Annotated in this window: 18 protein-coding genes; 7 read left to right on the top strand and 11 right to left on the bottom strand. The window is 39.0% G+C overall.

Annotated features, from left to right (window positions below):
- Window positions 1–76: 76 nt before the first annotated feature.
- The 11 genes from alr to bolA form a co-directional block, all read right to left on the bottom strand.
- Complete coding sequence (alr, locus tag AC2INI_RS03770) at window positions 77–1,288, bottom strand: alanine racemase (RefSeq protein ID WP_122035791.1); 1,212 nt, start codon at window positions 1,286–1,288, stop codon at window positions 77–79.
- Between the two features lie 214 nt (window positions 1,289–1,502).
- The gene (gene dinB / locus AC2INI_RS03765; RefSeq protein ID WP_174213448.1) at window positions 1,503–2,588 is read right to left on the bottom strand and encodes a DNA polymerase IV; all 1,086 of its coding nucleotides are present in this window, start codon (window positions 2,586–2,588) and stop codon (window positions 1,503–1,505) included.
- Between the two features lie 146 nt (window positions 2,589–2,734).
- The gene (nqrM, locus tag AC2INI_RS03760; protein ID WP_122035795.1) at window positions 2,735–2,968 is read right to left on the bottom strand and encodes a (Na+)-NQR maturation NqrM; all 234 of its coding nucleotides are present in this window, start codon (window positions 2,966–2,968) and stop codon (window positions 2,735–2,737) included.
- A gap of 11 nt (window positions 2,969–2,979) precedes the next feature.
- Window positions 2,980–3,966 carry an FAD:protein FMN transferase gene (locus tag AC2INI_RS03755; RefSeq protein ID WP_486305687.1) on the bottom strand — a complete coding sequence of 329 codons (987 nt, stop codon included), beginning with the start codon at window positions 3,964–3,966 and terminating at the stop codon, window positions 2,980–2,982.
- 212 nt (window positions 3,967–4,178) lie between these two features.
- Complete coding sequence (gene nqrF, locus AC2INI_RS03750) at window positions 4,179–5,405, bottom strand: NADH:ubiquinone reductase (Na(+)-transporting) subunit F (protein ID WP_045101478.1); 1,227 nt, start codon at window positions 5,403–5,405, stop codon at window positions 4,179–4,181.
- Window positions 5,406–5,434: 29 nt separating this feature from the next.
- Entirely contained in the window at window positions 5,435–6,031 is a 597-nt protein-coding gene (nqrE, locus tag AC2INI_RS03745) for an NADH:ubiquinone reductase (Na(+)-transporting) subunit E (RefSeq protein ID WP_045101477.1), read from the bottom strand.
- A gap of 7 nt (window positions 6,032–6,038) precedes the next feature.
- Window positions 6,039–6,671, bottom strand: a complete 633-nt coding sequence (locus AC2INI_RS03740) for an NADH:ubiquinone reductase (Na(+)-transporting) subunit D (protein ID WP_122035799.1) — start codon at window positions 6,669–6,671, stop codon at window positions 6,039–6,041.
- Window positions 6,671–7,438: a Na(+)-translocating NADH-quinone reductase subunit C gene (locus AC2INI_RS03735; protein ID WP_122035801.1), complete on the bottom strand. Its 768-nt coding sequence runs from the start codon at window positions 7,436–7,438 to the stop codon at window positions 6,671–6,673. The genes AC2INI_RS03740 and AC2INI_RS03735 overlap by 1 nt, the downstream gene beginning before the upstream one ends.
- The gene (locus AC2INI_RS03730; protein WP_216822084.1) at window positions 7,428–8,672 is read right to left on the bottom strand and encodes an NADH:ubiquinone reductase (Na(+)-transporting) subunit B; all 1,245 of its coding nucleotides are present in this window, start codon (window positions 8,670–8,672) and stop codon (window positions 7,428–7,430) included. Before AC2INI_RS03730 ends, AC2INI_RS03735 begins: the two co-directional genes overlap by 11 nt.
- Before the next feature lie 3 nt (window positions 8,673–8,675).
- On the bottom strand, window positions 8,676–10,016 hold the full coding sequence (locus tag AC2INI_RS03725; protein ID WP_216822085.1) for a Na(+)-translocating NADH-quinone reductase subunit A: 1,341 nt from the start codon (window positions 10,014–10,016) through the stop codon (window positions 8,676–8,678).
- Between the two features lie 391 nt (window positions 10,017–10,407).
- Window positions 10,408–10,722 (bottom strand): transcriptional regulator BolA, encoded by a 315-nt coding sequence (bolA, locus tag AC2INI_RS03720; protein ID WP_122035803.1) that lies wholly within the window; start codon window positions 10,720–10,722, stop codon window positions 10,408–10,410.
- Between the two features lie 93 nt (window positions 10,723–10,815).
- Here bolA and AC2INI_RS03715 point away from each other — a divergent pair, with 93 nt between their 5' ends.
- From AC2INI_RS03715 to AC2INI_RS03685, 7 genes are all read left to right on the top strand, one after another.
- Entirely contained in the window at window positions 10,816–11,961 is a 1,146-nt protein-coding gene (locus AC2INI_RS03715; protein WP_122035805.1) for a methyltransferase, read from the top strand.
- 14 nt (window positions 11,962–11,975) lie between these two features.
- Window positions 11,976–12,545 (top strand): YajG family lipoprotein, encoded by a 570-nt coding sequence (locus AC2INI_RS03710; protein WP_122035807.1) that lies wholly within the window; start codon window positions 11,976–11,978, stop codon window positions 12,543–12,545.
- Window positions 12,545–13,105 carry a peptidylprolyl isomerase gene (locus tag AC2INI_RS03705; protein ID WP_486305377.1) on the top strand — a complete coding sequence of 187 codons (561 nt, stop codon included), beginning with the start codon at window positions 12,545–12,547 and terminating at the stop codon, window positions 13,103–13,105. Before AC2INI_RS03710 ends, AC2INI_RS03705 begins: the two co-directional genes overlap by 1 nt.
- A 91-nt stretch (window positions 13,106–13,196) precedes the next feature.
- Complete coding sequence (locus AC2INI_RS03700; RefSeq protein WP_486305376.1) at window positions 13,197–14,540, top strand: AmpG family muropeptide MFS transporter; 1,344 nt, start codon at window positions 13,197–13,199, stop codon at window positions 14,538–14,540.
- Between the two features lie 282 nt (window positions 14,541–14,822).
- Complete coding sequence (locus AC2INI_RS03695) at window positions 14,823–15,596, top strand: nucleoside-specific channel-forming Tsx family protein (RefSeq protein WP_486305375.1); 774 nt, start codon at window positions 14,823–14,825, stop codon at window positions 15,594–15,596.
- 106 nt (window positions 15,597–15,702) lie between these two features.
- Window positions 15,703–16,596: a 2-dehydropantoate 2-reductase gene (gene panE / locus AC2INI_RS03690; RefSeq protein ID WP_486305374.1), complete on the top strand. Its 894-nt coding sequence runs from the start codon at window positions 15,703–15,705 to the stop codon at window positions 16,594–16,596.
- Window positions 16,593–17,183 carry a DJ-1 family glyoxalase III gene (locus tag AC2INI_RS03685; protein ID WP_122035817.1) on the top strand — a complete coding sequence of 197 codons (591 nt, stop codon included), beginning with the start codon at window positions 16,593–16,595 and terminating at the stop codon, window positions 17,181–17,183. Before panE ends, AC2INI_RS03685 begins: the two co-directional genes overlap by 4 nt.
- Window positions 17,184–17,216 lie beyond the last annotated feature (33 nt).

The following is a 17,216-nucleotide window of genomic DNA, read 5'->3' as shown; positions in this document are numbered from 1 at the left end:
TATGCTGACCGTTTTTATTTATATTAATACAATTAATGAACCAATCCCAGTAATTAGCTAATTACTGGGATTGGTATTAAAAATAAACTTTTGGATTAGTTGCGCCCCAGATAACGTATAGTTCAGGCATACTGCGACTGCTAAATGCTTCCATTTCTTTAGTTTCAATCGTCTCTTCATTTTGAGAACCAAAAAGAACCACTTCATCACCCGGTTGAACATCTGCAATATCGGTAACATCAACCATGGTGGTATTCATAGACGTCACACCCACTACATTTGCTTTCTGGCCATTAATTAATACATAGCCGTTATTACCAATTGAGCGTACATAACCATCAGAATAACCTAATGGTAAATTGGCTAGAATTGAATCTCGGCCTAGTACGTAAGTGCTGCTGTAGCCAATAGTGCTGCCTTTTGGTAAGTAATTTAAAGAGGCAACAGAGGTTTTAAAGCGAACGATACGTTTGTATTCAGGGTTACTTGGCATATCACCATACAGTAGGCCACCAGGGCGAACCATATCTAAATGAGCTTCTGGTAGATTAATGGTGGTGTAAGAGTTGGCAACATGAAGAGTAATATTTTCACGATTTAGCTGAGCTTCATCAATCAGCCATTGGCTTTCTTGTTTGAATAAGTTCAGCTTTGTGCGGATCTCTTCAACTGATTCATTAGGAAAATGTGTCATGATCCCAACGATATTAACATGACCATTAAAGGCAATATTTAGCGCCTCTTTTTTACCTTGCAACTGAGTTAAATCCAGCCCATTACGTCCCATGCCACCTGCATTAATTGCTAAATGAACAGGAATGATCGTATTATTTTTTTTAGCTAACTTTGCAATGGTATTAGCTTGTTCACTTGAACCAATTAACTCTTCAATTTGGTACTCTAAACCTGATTGAATTTCATTAGGTGTTGCTGCGCGTACACGCATGATTTCGCCTTCGAAACCTTTAGCTCGAACAATACGCGCTTCTTCATTACTCGTAATACCAATGCACTCGACATTGCGATCAATCACTGAAGCCATTAAGCCTTCAATCCCATTACCATAAGCATCTGCTTTCATGATTGCACATACTTTTGTGTTTTCTGATAATGTTTGTTTTAAGGTATCGATATTATGTTGAAAAGCTTTAGTATCAATTTCTAACCATGCATTGGTTTGTTGAATTTTCTCTTGATTTGTCAAAGTATCTAAAGAAAGTAGAGGCGCAGAAATAGCCACTGAAGGGAAAACTAAACTTAACGCCAACGCACATTTTGTAAATTTCATAAACAACCGTTTTTATATAATTATTATCTTATAAATTTTGAAATAGAATTATATAGTGCTGATTTTATAAGCTCTAGAAAAAAATATTTATATTACAAGTATATAAATTACAGCTAACAACATAAGATCATTACCAAACGGATCGCCCACACTTGAATCTCATTTTATAAACATAAGTATCATTAACGCTACAGCATTACCCGTTATTCTGCTTCTAAATTAAACTTAACTGCTGAAAAGCTTCTTTTTCTTTTAGCATGACACTAACCCCTATTAATCGGATTTCTCGTCCTTTTTGTCTCTCTAACACTTCAATCAGAAGCTCTTCAAAAAAAGGCAATGTAAGGCTAGCATGTACATGCTCTATCGTCGTTTGCTGAAAATCGGCAAATTTAATTTTAATTCCTTGCTTCGCGATGCTAGATGAACCATTAGCTTTAAGCAGTCGCTTCTCTAACTCAGGGTATAGCCGAGTCTGGATAACAGACCAACACTCATCGAAAGAGCTTATGTTATGGGTAAAGGTCCTCTCTACTCCCACTGACTTTCTATTCCTCTCTGTAATCACTTCACGCTCATCAATCCCATGAGATCGTTTCCATAGTGAAGCCCCCATTTTTCCAAACCTTAGTAATAAATCTCTCTGCTCACTTTTTTTAACATCACTACACGTATATAACCCAAACTGATGTAAGCGCTCTAAACTCACCTTTCCTACACCTGGAATTTTCTCTAATGGCAGCTTGTTTATCTCCTCCATTACAGTATCTGGAGTGATCACGTATTGCCCATTTGGTTTATTCAGATCTGAGGCTATTTTTGCTAAAAACTTAAGTGGTGCAATTCCTGCAGAAGCGGTTAGTTGTAGCTCATTAAAAATATCTTTACGGATCTGCTCTGCGATAAGAGTTGCGGAACCATGAAGAAGTAAGCAATCACTAACATCTAAATAAGCTTCATCTAATGAGAGAGGTTCTATTTTATCGGTATAACGTCGAAAAATACGGTGGATATGATGGGATACCTCTTTGTATACCTGCATCCTTCCTGGGACAACAACGAGATTTGGACACAATTTTAGCGCTTTTCCTGTCGGCATGGCTGAATGAATACCAAACTTTCTTGCGGCGTAATTACAAGTACTCAGAACCCCACGCTGCCTCTCATGACCACCAACGGCTAAAGGAACATTACGTAGTGCTGGGTTGTCTCGCATTTCTACTGCTGCGTAAAAGCAATCCATATCAATATGAATTATTTTTCGCCCTTTTTTTTCAGCTTCTAGTTGCGAGATTTCCATGTTTACGTTCATATAAGACAACTGTATAAATACACAGCCAAATAATAACGCTGAACTATTTTTTATTCAAATAATTAATCATCAAATAAAAAAAACAGCACCATTACTGATGCTGTTTTTATTTATCTATAACTCACTGTCGGCAGTTATGCGATACGATCTTTCTCCCAAGCTGCCAACTTCTCAGCTCGAATAGCTTCTTTTGCTTCACGCTTTTTACGTGCATCACAAGGCTCTGGGCAGTTACATACTTTATCGATACCAACAGCACCAAGACCACCACAGCTACCTTTCACGACTTTACGTTGCACAATATAGCCAATTGCCATTGCACAAATAACCGCTAAGAAAACAAAAAATGTGATTAGAAATGTATTCATTATTTACTCACTTATTTCAAAAAAGGCTTAAAGGCTTCGGAAGCGATTTCTTTAAAGCCATCTTGGGTTTTCACTATCATGAAAACAGGAATATTATGTTGTTCTGCGACTTCCATGCCTTTTTCTTCGCCTAATACCATTAAGCCAGTTGCTAGTCCATCTGCTGTCATCGACGATTTATCAAGTACTGTTACTGAGACAACTTTATTCGCAATTGGTTTACCGGTAATCGGATTGATAATATGAGAGTAACGAACGCCCTCTTTTTCAAAATAAATACGGTAATCACCAGATGTCGCTACAGCATGATGGCCAGGTTCAATGATCTCTTGGATTGAACGCTCATCGACAGATGGTTTTTCAATCGCGATACGCCAAGCAACGTTCTCTTTATTATTGCCTTTAACACGCATTTCACCGCCGACTTCCACCATGTAATCAGTAATGCCTAACTCTTCTAGGTAATTGGCAACAACATCGACACCCCAGCCTTTTGCTATGGTTGATAAATCAACATACAGCTCTGGAATATCTTTTGTTACTGTCGTTTCTGTTACGTTTAAGTGTTGTATACCAACAATAGCACGACGAGTATTTAATTCATCTTCTGTTGGAACTACTTCAGGGCGAGCTTCTGGGCCAAATCCCCATAGATTGACTAAAGGTCCAACCGTTACGTCTAATGCCCCTAATGTCACTTCATTTAAACGCATCGCTTCTTTAATCACTGTTGCTGTGTCTTTCGATACGGTAAACGGAGTTAACTCTTCACTTGTATTAAATTGACTTAACTCTGAATCTTTTCGATACGTTGACATTTGATCATTAACTAACTCTAAGCGTTTATCTATCTCAGCATGAACGACTTCAGATTTAGGTAATCCATCTTTACCAATATATTTAATATTATAGCTTGTCCCCATTGTAGGGCCATTTATATACACTTGCTCACGTTGATCACCACAACCAGAAAGTAACACTAACGCTAGGCAAGACAATAAAACAATTTTAGCTTTATTTACTAAATGAGTAACACTGACAGTCACTGCCAACTCCTTAATTTAAATACATTAAAATAACGTAAACAATACACAGGAATATAGATTTACAAAACCTATAACCCTGTACTTTGTCAGGTTAAATACCGCTCATTAATACGAAAAAAGGCTGACTCAGTGATGAGTCAGCCAATATTTCTTACTTCAATAGATTAACCACCGAAGTCATCTAGTAAGATGTTTTCATCTTCAACACCAAGATCTTTAAGCATGCCGATAACAGCTGCGTTCATCATTGGTGGACCACACATGTAGTATTCACAATCTTCAGGTGCTTCATGATCTTTCAAGTAGTTTTCATAAAGTACGTTGTGAATGAAGCCTGTGTAACCATCCCAGTTATCTTCTGGCATAGGATCAGACAGAGCACAATGCCATACGAAGTTTTCATTGTTAGCCGCTAGGCCGTCAAAGTCTTCAACGTAGAACATTTCACGCTTAGAACGTGCACCATACCAGTAAGACATTTTACGTGTTGATTTAAGACGTAAAAGTTGGTCAAAGATATGAGAACGCATTGGCGCCATACCTGCACCACCACCGATGAATACCATTTCATTATCAGTATCTTTTGCAAAGAACTCACCAAATGGACCAGAAATAGTACATTTGTCGCCTTCTTTTAAAGACCAGATATAAGATGACATAACACCTGGAGCTACATCAGGATTATTTGGCGGCGGAGTTGCAATACGTACGTTAAGCTTGATGATGCCTTTCTCTTCTGGGTATGAAGCCATAGAGTATGCACGAATCGAATGCTCTTTAACGATTGACTCGTAACGGAATAAGTTAAACTTATCCCAATCGCCACGATATTCTTCAGGAATATCATAATCTGAGTATTTCACATGATGTGGTTCAGCTTCAATTTGAATGTAACCACCAGCACGGAATGGAACTTCTTCACCATCTGGGATAGCAAGAGCAAGTTCTTTGATGAAAGTAGCTTCGTTATCATTAGAGATAACCGTACATTCCCACTTTTTAACACCAAAGATTTCTTCTGGAAGTTCAATTTCCATGTCAGTTTTCATTGCAACTTGACATGCTAGACGCTCACCTTCGCGAGCCTCACCTTTAGAAATGTGATCAAGCTCTGTAGGTAGAATATCACCACCGCCAGATTTCACTTTCACACGACACTGACCACAAGAGCCACCGCCACCACAAGCTGATGATACAAAGATACCTGCGCTACCAAGAGCGTTAAGTAATTTGCTACCAGGCTGTGTAATGATCGCTTTTTCAGGATCACCATTTACAGAGATAGTAATGTCACCTGATGGCACTAGTTTAGATTTAGCGAATAAAATCACTAAAACTAAAACCAGTACAATTATGGTAAACATCGCTACACCAAGAATAATGCTTTGCATTTGTTATTCCTTATTACTGGGTGCTTACCCTACAGTTGAACACCAGAGAAAGACATAAAGCCTAACGCCATCAAACCTACTGTAATGAAAGTAATACCTAAGCCACGAAGACCTGGAGGTACATCTGAATACTTCATTTTCTCACGAATACCAGCAAGTGCGACAATAGCCAACATCCAACCAACACCAGAACCAAATCCATAAACTACAGATTCAGCAAAGTTATAGTCACGTTGAACCATGAAAGATACACCACCGAAAATTGCACAGTTAACTGTGATTAACGGAAGGAAAATACCTAACGCATTGTACAAAGGCGGGAAGAAACGGTCTAAGATCATTTCTAGTATTTGTACAAGTGCCGCGATAACACCAATAAAGGTAATAAAGCTAAGGAATGTTAAATCTACACCAGCAACAATCGCATTTTCTTTCAACAAGTAAGTGTAAACAAGGTTGTTCAATGGTACTGCGATTGTTAATACAACAACTACAGCAACACCAAGACCAAACGATGTTTTTACTTTCTTAGACACGGCTAAGAAAGTACACATACCCAAGAAGAACGAAAGCGCCATGTTCTCAATGAAGATCGATTTAACAAGTAAACTAATATAATGTTCCATTTCGACCTTACTCCTTCGCTTCTACTTGTTCTGGCTTGATGATACGGATAGCCCAAATCATAAAACCAATTAAGAAGAATGCAGATGGTGCTAGAAGCATTAGACCATTTGGTTGGTACCAGCCACCGTTAGAAACAAGTGGAAGAACCTCAACACCAAACAGTTTACCTGAACCTAGAAGTTCACGGAAAAATGCAACTGTCATCAATACAAAACCGTAACCAAGACCGTTACCAATACCATCGATGAATGATGGAAGAGGTGCAGACTTCATTGCGAACGCTTCAGCACGACCCATTACAATACAGTTTGTAATGATCAAACTAACAAATACAGAAAGCTGTTTAGAGATATCGTAAAGATATGCTTTCAATACTTGGTCAACAACGATTACCAAAGAGGCAATGATCGCCATCTGAACGATGATACGAACACTGTTTGGCATGTGGTTACGAATTAGCGAAACGAATAAGTTAGATAATGCAGTAACAAACATTACTGCAATTGTCATAACAAAAGCCGTTTCAAGCTTAGTTGTTACAGCTAAAGCTGAACATACACCAAGAACTTGTAGCGCGATTGGGTTGTTATCCAATACCGGTGCTAAAACGCTCTTTTTAATGTCTTTTACGCTCGCCATTAGTTCAGACCTCCATCACGAACTTTCGCTAAGAATGGGCCGAAACCATCATTACCTAACCAGAAGTCAAATGTGTTTTGAACACCGTTGCCTGTTAGCGTTGCACCAGAAAGACCATCTACACCGTGCTCAGAACCAGCTGGAGCACCGCCTTTAACGATCTTAATTGCAGGGTTATGATCTGCATCAAACAGAGTTTTACCTACAAACTGTGCACGCCATGTTGGGTTTTCAACTTCACCACCAAGCCCAGGAGTTTCACCTTGCTCGTAGTAAGTGATACCAGCAACAGTGTTACCATCAGTCTCAACAGCAACAAACGCATACATCATTGACCATAAGCCAGTACCGTGAACAGGAATGATAACTTTAGATACTTCATCACCGCTCTTAACTAGGTAAACAACACCTAAATTAGCACGACGAATGATCTTAGCTTTATCTTGCTCAGCAGTTAGCTTGATAGATTGTTTTGGATCTTTTGCTGCTTTACGTTGATCGTAAGTTGCAGCATCACCATCAACAAACTCACCTGTTTTAAAATCAACAAGACGAGGTTCGATGTTCGCAGCAAATAGTTCAGGAATAGTACCTGAGCCAGTAATACCTGCGACTTCAACGATTTTGCTTTGCTTATCTAGAACGGCATTTGCTTGTTGCTTCGGCTTAAGAACAACCGCAGCTGTTGATACGATGATTGAACACACTAAGCTCAAACCAATAACAACACCGAGTGTTTTTTTAATGCTATCGTTATTACTTGCCATAGCGTTTTAGTCTCCGTTTCACGTTACCTTCAACTACAAGGTTATCAAACAGTGGAGCAAATAAGTTTGCAAACAGAATAGCTAACATCATACCTTCAGGGTATGCAGGGTTAACTACACGGATCATTACAGCCATTGCACCAATTAAAATACCGTACCACCACTTACCTTTGCTGGTAAATGACGCTGATACTGGGTCTGTAGCCATAAAGATCATACCAAACGCAAAACCACCAAGAACTAGGTGCCAATGCCAAGGCATGCTAAACATTGCGTTTGTATCAGAGCCGATTAAGTTAAACAGTGTTGAAACTGCAACCATACCAACCATAACACCCGCAATAATACGCCAAGATGCAATACGCATGTAAACGATCATTAGGCCACCAAGGATCAGAGCAAGAGTCGAAACCTCACCAATTGAACCTGGGATATTACCAATGAATGCGTCCATCCAAGAGATAGTGTTGCCAGTAACTGTATTAACTAAGCCACCTTGACCGCCTTGTGCCCATTGGCTAAGTGCTGTTGCACCAGAGAAGCCATCAGCAGCAGTCCAAACTGTATCACCTGAAATTTGAGCTGGGTATGCAAAGAATAAGAATGCACGGCCCGCAAGCGCTGGGTTTAGGAAGTTACGACCTGTACCACCGAAGATTTCTTTTGCAACAACAACACCAAAGGTAATACCTAGTGCTGCTTGCCATAAAGGAAGCGTTGGTGGAACGATCAATGCGAAAAGAATAGAAGTAACAAAGAAACCTTCATTTACTTCATGCTTACGCACCATACAGAACAATACTTCCCAGAAGCCACCAACAATAAATACTGTTGCGTAGATAGGTAAGAAGTAGGTTGCCCCCAGTAGCATGCTACTGCCCCAGCCAGCATCAGCACTTATCGTGCCGCCAAGCATCTCGGTTAACCAGTAGTGCCAGTCACCAGCAACAACAGCTGCCAATTCAGCACCTTGGTACATATGATCCAGAGCAACAATTGCTTGATGACCTGAGTTGTACATACCCCAGAATGTTGCAGGGAATACAGCAAACCACACCATGATCATGATACGTTTTAAATCAACGCTATCACGTACATGTGAACCACCTTTAGTAACTAAACCAGGCGTATAAAAAAGAGTTGCCGCTGCTTCATACAGAGCAAACCATTTTTCATATTTTCCACCAGGTTCGAAATGAGGTTCAATTTTTTCAATAATCTTTAACAGGCTCATTGATTACCCTTCCTTCTCGATGGTATCCAAGATCTCACGAAGCATTGGACCATACTCATATTTACCAGGGCACACATACGTACATAGACCTAGATCATCTTCATCTAATTCTAATGCACCTAAACGTGCTGCACTGTCAACATCACCAGCACAAAGGTCACGCAATAACATGGTAGGTTCCATGTCTAATGGCATTACACGCTCGTAATTACCGATTGGCACCATTGCACGATCACTACCATTAGTAGTTGTCGTCATGTTGAACAATTGACCTGAGAATAAGTGACTCAAGAATGAACGAGTAACTGAGAATTTATTTTTGCCTGGGACAGCCCAACCAAATAACTCTTTCTCACGACCTTCACGAAGCACACATACTTGCTGATGGTAACGACCAAGGTAGGCATGAGGACCAGACGCTTGAGTACCGTTTAATACAGAACCAGAGATGATTCGTACTTCACCAGGCATGACTTCGCTGTCAGTTAATTCTAGTAAGCTAGCACCATTAATAGTACGAACTAAACGAGGATTATTTACAGCAGGTCCAGCGAGAGAAACGATTCTATCCGAGTAAATTTCACCCGTTAAGAATAGTTGACCAAACGCAATAACGTCTTGGTAGCCGATGCTCCATGCGACATTATTTGTATCTACAGGATACAAGTAATGCATGTGAGTACCTGCTAATCCTGCTGGATGAGGTCCATCAAACACATGTTCTTCAACATTATTTTGAGAAGAACGAGGTAAGCTACCTCCTTTCTTACATACATAAACCTTCTCACCTGTTAAAACAGATAATAGATCTAAGCCTGCAACAAAAGCATCTTCTTGTTGGTTAATGATCACTTCTGCATCAGCTGCTAGAGGATTAGTATCCATAGCAGTAACAAAGATAGCCTTTGTTTCAGAATCGATCGCTGGAACCTTGCTGAACGGACGAGTACGTAATGCAGTCCATGCACCAGAGTCAATAAGCTGTTGCTTAACCGTATCACGGTCAAGAGAAGCTAATTGATTCGCTGCATAGCTATTAAAAGTAACCTGCTCTTCGCCTTCAACTGCAATAACTACAGATTGAAGTACACGCTTTGCACCACGGTTAATTTCAACAACTTTACCACTTACTGGAGCAGTAAAAATAACACCAGGATTCTTTTTATCAGCAAAAAGAATCTGACCTTTTTTTACTACATCTTCCACACGGACATGCATCGTTGGACGCATACCAATGTACTCTTCGCCAAGCAAGGCGACTTTAGTGATGGATTTACCATCATTAATCACCTGAGTTGGAACTCCTGCAATAGGAAGATCCAAACCCTTTTTTATTGTAATCATACGCACTTGCACTAATTTAATTGGGAAAAAGGATTCTATATAAGACACGACATTGCTAATGCACACAACCTTAAGATTTTACCCTCAAGACTGCAACAACTTAGCAATATGCTTTTTACATAAAGACGAAAAAGCTATTTTAAGGCGAAAGATTCTAGCATTTTTTATGGTGTACATGCCATGTTCAATGACCAGATTCCCATAAATTTTTGCGCTTCATTGTTAGAAATCATTGAAATGGTTTAAGCATTTTAGATCCAGTGCACATTTATTGTCCAAAATCAAAAAATACCACCTTAGTAGCAACGACACCAACTTTCACCTAAATCTTAACAATTGGCAGCAATAGGTATTTATTTTATGTTAAAAATTAAACATATCGCTTTCATTGTTAACCTTTGTTAACTCCCATGCAATCTGGAGAGTTAGGTACCTGCTCAGAGTCTAACGCTTGCCATTCCGCTTCTGAATAGGTATGTATAGCAAGCGCATGAATGTGGTTAGCTAACTCATCAGCTAAGATACTATTAATCGTACGATGACGAGCAAGTAAGCGCTTCCCTTCAAAATCATCACTGACCACAATCACTTTAAAGTGGCTTTCTGACCCCTCAGGTACATTGTGCATATAACTCTCATTAAGCACTTTTAAGTATGACGGTGACAACTCTGTGCGTAATTTTTGTTCAATTTGATGCTGAATCATATAAATCCCTTCTTTATTTCAATTCTTCTGTTTCCACTTTATACACCATTTGCGACAATAGCCAGAAGCGTTCCCTATTGAAGAATCTAAATTATGAAAACCGAATTATCTTTGTTTGACCGAAGCTTAAATTTACAGCGTTACCCAAAACGTGCTCAAGAATTATTACAAGCTTGGGATGCTGGTGATGAATACATTATTAAGCATGTAGAAGAACTAAACTTAGAAGATGGCAAAAACATCCTTATCCTAAACGATAATTTTGGTGCTTTATCTTGTTGGTTCTCTGAAAAACATAACGTAACAATGATGACCGATTCTTTTGTTGCTCAGCGTGGCACCTTAAAAAATCTACAACGTAATCACTGCAACCGTGTACAGTTAATTACAGCAACAGAAGAGATGCCGCAAGGTTTCGATCTTGTCTTAATGCAAATCCCAAAAAACAATCGCATGTTAACTTGGCAATTACAGCAACTTCGTCAATCAATGGCCGCTGAATGCCCGATTATTGGGGTTAATAAAGCCAAAGAAATTCACAGTTCAACACTAGAGCTTTTTGAAGATTTCTTAGGCGAAACAAAAACGTCTTTAGCTTGGAAAAAGCATCGTTTAGTTTTCTCTAATGCCAATGCGACTAACCCAGCAACGATTGCAGAAGCCGTATGTTGGAGTGTCGATAATGAAGATATCGACCTACTAAACTACCCTAATGTCTACTCAGGTGAACGTTTAGATCAAGGTGCTCGTTTTATGCTTGAGCATATTCCAGTCGATCCTGAACTACGTCATATTATTGATTTAGGCTGCGGAAATGGCGTTCTTAGTGTTAAAGCTGCTCAACTAAACCCAGAAGCGCGCATTACTTGTGTTGATGAGAGTTTCATGGCTGTCGAGTCTGCTCGTCGTAACTTAGAAGTGAACTTAGGGAAAGAGCGTCAATTCCAATTCATCGCCAACAACTGTTTAGATGGATTTAAAAAACACAGTAGTTACTTAGTACTATGTAACCCTCCTTTTCATCAAGGCCAAGCTATTACCGACCATATTGCATGGCAAATGTTTTGTGATGCTAAGCACATCTTATGTAAAGAAGGGAAATTATTAGTTATTGGAAACCGTCATCTTGATTATGATGATAAATTATGTCGCTTGTTCGGTGAAGAAAACGTCACCACAGTTGCTAGTAATTCAAAATTCGTTATTTTAGAAGCTGTTAAAGCTGAGAAATCAAAATAAAAAAGGATATCCCAATGAAAAAGGCCATTATTGCCCTTTCTGCTCTATTTTTAGCTGCATGTAGTGCTCCTTCTGATCCACAGTTGGATATCCAACCTGTTGCTTCTTCCAGTGCTCATCAAATCGTTGATGGTGTAAAGTTAACGTTAGATAGCAGTGATTTACGTACGGCACAATACGTTGCTGTTATTGATAATGGACGCCAAAACGTTCAACCTATTCATGCGAAACAAAATTTACGAGTAACGCTTGAAGATGCACTATCAACACAATTAGAAGAACAAGGTTTCATCATTACCGTTGATAGCGATAACACACTACGTTTAGACATCATTGAAGCATTAGTGAGTGTGCAACATTCATTAATGAGCAATGAAATGAAAACCCAAGTAAAACTACAAATTACTGCAGAAACACCACAAGGTAAATTTGTAAAAACATACAATGGCGTATCTGATAAAACAGGCTCTATGAGTGCTGACAATGAAGCAATTGAAGGCGTACTTAACGATCTTCTAAATGCAGTGTTAGATAAAATTGCCGTTGACGAAGAATTACAAACTTACATTAAAGGTAACTTTTAATGATGAAATGGACTTCTAAAGCTGCATTATTGATTGCAACGCTTGGTTTTACTCAAGCAGCACTGGCTGAATCAGTACAATTTGAAACCACATTAGGTAACTTCACAATTGAACTTAATTCAGAAAAAGCTCCGCTTTCTGTTGCTAACTTTATTCGTTATGTTGAAGATGGTAGCTATGTTGGCACTCAATTCCACCGTGTAATCCCTGGCTTTATGGCTCAAGGGGGTGGTTTTGATAAAGATATGCTAAAAAAATCAAGTTACGGCCCAATTAAAAATGAAGGCAATAATGGCTTAAACAATGACACTGCTACTGTTGCTATGGCCCGTACCAATAATCCTGATTCTGCAACTCGTCAGTTTTATATCAACCTTAATAACAATGGTTTCTTAAACGCGAGCCAACGCCCATCAGGTTATGCGGTTTTTGGTAAAGTAACCCAAGGCTTCGATGTCATTCAAGAGATGGCAACAAAACCAACGAAAGCATTACCTAATGGGATGCGTGATATCCCTGTAGAGCCAATTATCATAACTAAAGCAACATTGATTAAATAATTTAGTTACTATTGATTCTGGTTCATTATCAAAGCAGCTTACGAGCTGCTTTGTTTTTTCTCATATAAATATAAAAAACAAGGAGCGTTTCATGTCTCAATCCATGCAATGGAAATCAGCGATTAAAAGCTACATGGATAAACGTCTACTTTGGGTTTTCATGCTTGGTTGCTCTAGTGGTTTCCCGTGGGTACTGATTGGTTCTAATATGTCTGGTTGGCTGAAAGACGCAGGCTTAACTCGTGCTGCAATTGGTTACTTTGGTTCTGTATTCGCGGTATATGCGATCAACTTTATGTGGGCACCGCTCGTAGACCGAGTAAAACTCCCATTTTTGGGAAATAAATTAGGTCAACGTCGTAGTTGGATTTTTCTTTGCCAAGCTATCGTTCTATTTTGTACCTTACAAATTGCAGGCTTAGATCCATCGAATAATTTAGCACTAACCTCGATGTTCGCCCTTGCTGTGGCAACCGCATCAGCAACACAAGACATTGCGATTGATGCCTTCCGTATCGACACTTTCCCTAAGTCAGAATCAAGCAAAATGCCACAAGCTTCTGCAATGGCAGTTATCGGTTGGTGGACTGGCTATTCATTGCCAGGTTATTTAGCGTTTGTTAATGCGGATAGTATTGGTTGGAATGGCGTTTATTATGGCATGGCTGGTATTGTAGGCTTACTCATGGTCTTTACCTTACTTGTTGGCGAGCCAAAAACCAAACGAGATGAGCTACAACATGAAGCAGAAGAGCGTCATAATAAAGTCGTCGGTTCTAAAGTTGCTGCTTGGCTTACTGTAACCGTTATTGAACCATTTTATGATTTCTTTAATCGCAATGGCGTCAAAACAGCTTGTACACTATTGTTGTTTGTTTTTCTCTTTAAAATTGGTGAAGCTTTCCTGGGTAGAATGTCGATCACCTTCTATAAAGAAATTGGATTCAGTAATGAACAGATTGGTTATTACTCAAAATTAATCGGTTGGGGAGCAACGGTCTTCTTTACTTTATTAGGCAGTTTGATCAATGTTCGTTTTGGTGTCATTAAAGGTCTGATGATCGGCGGTATCGCCATGGCTGCAAGTAATTTAATGTTTGCACTCATTGCTAATGTTGGTCCTAATGAGCATTTATTCTTAGCAACTATTATTGTAGATAACTTTACAACGGCCTTCTCTACTGTTGCCTTTGTTTCTTTCTTAACTATATTAACTGGCGAAGCATTTTCAGCAACACAATATGCATTGCTTGCTTCATTAGGTAACTTAGGGCGAACTACCCTAGCCTCATTTAGTGGTGAGTTAGTTGACTACCTAAATAGTTGGCCATTATTCTTCATATTGACAGCGGTAATGGTTATTCCAAGCTTAATTATGTTACTTATGCTTAAAGGGCATTTCAAAGCCCTACTTGATAAAGCTCAAGGTTCTTAAACGCTCTATGTAAATAACAATTGTGCAACCAAAGCCTCCGTATTTCGGAGGCTTTTCTGTTTGTGTTCACAATTTACTGTCAGAGAAATGTCAAGTAAGTGATATAGATCACCTTACTTTTACAGTTAACTTTATAAACGCGATCAAGATCTACATACAACATAACCCTTACATTAGTTGCATTTAAAAGGGTGAACTTTATCGATATTATGTGCGCATATTAAAATCAGTACTCAACCTACTGACCTATTTTTTAGTAATACTAACTATAGAGATACCATTATGCGTAAATCCCTTTTAGCTCTATCTGTTCTTGCTACCACTGTTGCTATCCCTGCTCAAGCTGAATACCTATATGGCTTTGCAAATATGAGCGTGAACTACCTAGATTGGTCAAGCGACACAACAGACCGCTCTGGTAAAGAAGACTTTACTTACCTAGAGCTTGAAGGTGGCTCAGGTTATAGCTGGGGTGAACTATACGGTTTTGCTGATATTGAAAACCTAGAAAATGGTTTTGATGAAACACGTACTTCAATTAAAGGTAGTGTTGCATGGAAAACTGGTATCGAAGAACTACGTTTATACGGTCAACTTTATAATACAAACTCTGCAGGTTTCACTGCTCAAAATACAGTTACAGGTGTTTCATATAATTTCAGCGGTGATAACTGGTACTTCAATCCTTGGGTTGGTTTCCACCACACAATTACAACTAACTCATTCCAATTTGATAATAGTGGTAACCAATTGGCAGCTAAATCATTCAGTGGTATGAATGGTGGTATGTTTGGTTGGGCTTTAGGTTATAACTTTAACCTAGGTGAGCAGAAATTCACATTATCAAACTGGCATGAAACTGAATTTGGTCGTAAAGATGATTACCTTGCAGCTTCTGGTGAATCAGATGATCTAACACTAAATGGTGCTGTTGCTCTTTGGTGGAACGCTACTGATGCTATCACTACTGGTATTCAATACCGTTACGCTGATAACAAACTAGGCCAAACTGAACTTGACCAAGCGGTAATTTACACAGTTAAATACAACTTCTAATTTAAGTTAGAATACCTATTTACTAAGGCGCTCATCATGAGCGCCTTTGTTTTTTCTAGCAAACCCATTACACTACTTTTATTATTGATACTTAATGGATAGTCGTGTGAATATCACCATTCTTGGCCCTGGAGCCGTTGGTTCTTTATGGGCGTGTTACCTACAAAAAGCAGGGCATAATGTCTCGTTATGGACAAGAAGCTCAACGCCTTCTGAACATTCTCTTTCTTTAAATGCAAAAGACAATTCATCCCACTCTTTTTCTTGTAACGACAAAGAATCACTCATTCATTGTGATCTGCTTTTTATTACCGTTAAAGCATGGCAGGTAGAACACGCACTACTCCCTTTACTTTCATTATTATCACAAGAAACCATATTACTCTTTATGCATAATGGCATGGGGGCGATTGATGCAATAAAAGAGCACATTAATCACCATCCAGTATTGCAAGCCACCACCACACATGGTGCATTAAAAGAGAACAATCACACCGTAAAACACACAGGCTTGGGTCATACCGTTATTGGTCCATTCAACTCATTGGGTAATCAATGCCAATTTATCCAAGAGGTGCTTACTCATAGCTTACCAAGTATTGAGTGGAACCCTGAAATTAAGGTCGCATTATGGAAAAAGCTTGCCATTAACTGTGCGATTAATCCACTAACTGCAATTCATCAATGTCAAAATGGGCACTTAGCACACTCTGATATTCATAAAGATGTCGTTCGTATTTGCAGTGAAGTACAACAAGTATTACAACAAGAAGATGTCGAGTGGACAGAGACAGAGCTAGTTTCAATCGTAAACCAAGTAATATCAGCGACCTCTGAAAACTACTCCTCAATGAATCGTGATTGCTTTTATCAACGAAAAACTGAAATAGATAATATTACTGGTTATCTATTACAAAGAGCAGAGCAACATGGTATTTCAGCGCCACTCAACCAAACGTTATATAATCAAATAAAACAATTAGAAGAGAACACACTATGACAGCAAAAATTCTCGTATGCCTTGCTCCTGGAACAGAAGAGCTAGAAGCGATTACCGTGATAGATATTCTAGAGCGCGCTAAATTTGATGTAACAATTGCTAGCACCGCTTTTGATGGTGCATTAACCATGAAAGCAGCACAACGTGTCACTCTTACTGCTGATGTCAAATTGGTTGAAGTTGCGGATGAAGAATTTGATTGTATCGTGCTTCCCGGCGGTCTTAAAGGTGCAGAAAACTTCAGAGATAGCACTCTTCTTATCGAAATGTTAAAACAACAAAAATACGATGAGAAATGGGTTGCGGCTATCTGTGCAGCACCAGCAGTGGTACTTCAGCATCACAATTTATACCCTGATGCACGAATGACTTGTTATCCAAGTTTTATGAATACCATCCCAAAAGATAACTTGCGAATTAAACGTGTATTTACTGACGTGTTAAATCATTTAATTACAAGCCAAGGTCCAGGCTCTGCTCTTGAATTTGCAATGGAAATCGTCACATTACTGGGTGGCAAAGAACTCACTGCAAAACTAGCGGCAGATTTAGTGACTCTACCAAACTTAAATTACCATCAAATCTAGTAAAACTATCTTAATGACCCAATGCCAAATCAC

The organism is Aliivibrio friggae (genome assembly GCF_057368515.1).
Note: the sequence above shows the minus strand (reverse complement) of the source record. Positions and strands in the feature narration are given on the sequence as shown.

Bases quoted from the DNA above. Each gene is read 5' to 3' on its own strand.
- nqrM (WP_122035795.1), bottom strand. From the start codon at position 2,968: ATGAATACATTTCTAATCACATTTTTTGTTTTCTTAGCGGTTATTTGT.
- AC2INI_RS03710 (WP_122035807.1), top strand. From the start codon at position 11,976: ATGAAAAAGGCCATTATTGCCCTTTCTGCTCTATTTTTAGCTGCATGT.
- nqrF (WP_045101478.1), bottom strand. From the start codon at position 5,405: ATGCAAAGCATTATTCTTGGTGTAGCGATGTTTACCATAATTGTACTG.
- nqrE (WP_045101477.1), bottom strand. From the start codon at position 6,031: ATGGAACATTATATTAGTTTACTTGTTAAATCGATCTTCATTGAGAAC.
- bolA (WP_122035803.1), bottom strand. From the start codon at position 10,722: ATGATTCAGCATCAAATTGAACAAAAATTACGCACAGAGTTGTCACCG.
- AC2INI_RS03715 (WP_122035805.1), top strand. From the start codon at position 10,816: ATGAAAACCGAATTATCTTTGTTTGACCGAAGCTTAAATTTACAGCGT.
- AC2INI_RS03730 (WP_216822084.1), bottom strand. From the start codon at position 8,672: ATGAGCCTGTTAAAGATTATTGAAAAAATTGAACCTCATTTCGAACCT.
- AC2INI_RS03735 (WP_122035801.1), bottom strand. From the start codon at position 7,438: ATGGCAAGTAATAACGATAGCATTAAAAAAACACTCGGTGTTGTTATT.
- AC2INI_RS03705 (WP_486305377.1), top strand. From the start codon at position 12,545: ATGATGAAATGGACTTCTAAAGCTGCATTATTGATTGCAACGCTTGGT.
- alr (WP_122035791.1), bottom strand. From the start codon at position 1,288: ATGAAATTTACAAAATGTGCGTTGGCGTTAAGTTTAGTTTTCCCTTCA.
- AC2INI_RS03700 (WP_486305376.1), top strand. From the start codon at position 13,197: ATGTCTCAATCCATGCAATGGAAATCAGCGATTAAAAGCTACATGGAT.
- AC2INI_RS03740 (WP_122035799.1), bottom strand. From the start codon at position 6,671: ATGGCGAGCGTAAAAGACATTAAAAAGAGCGTTTTAGCACCGGTATTG.
- dinB (WP_174213448.1), bottom strand. From the start codon at position 2,588: ATGGAAATCTCGCAACTAGAAGCTGAAAAAAAAGGGCGAAAAATAATT.
- AC2INI_RS03695 (WP_486305375.1), top strand. From the start codon at position 14,823: ATGCGTAAATCCCTTTTAGCTCTATCTGTTCTTGCTACCACTGTTGCT.
- AC2INI_RS03725 (WP_216822085.1), bottom strand. From the start codon at position 10,016: ATGATTACAATAAAAAAGGGTTTGGATCTTCCTATTGCAGGAGTTCCA.
- AC2INI_RS03685 (WP_122035817.1), top strand. From the start codon at position 16,593: ATGACAGCAAAAATTCTCGTATGCCTTGCTCCTGGAACAGAAGAGCTA.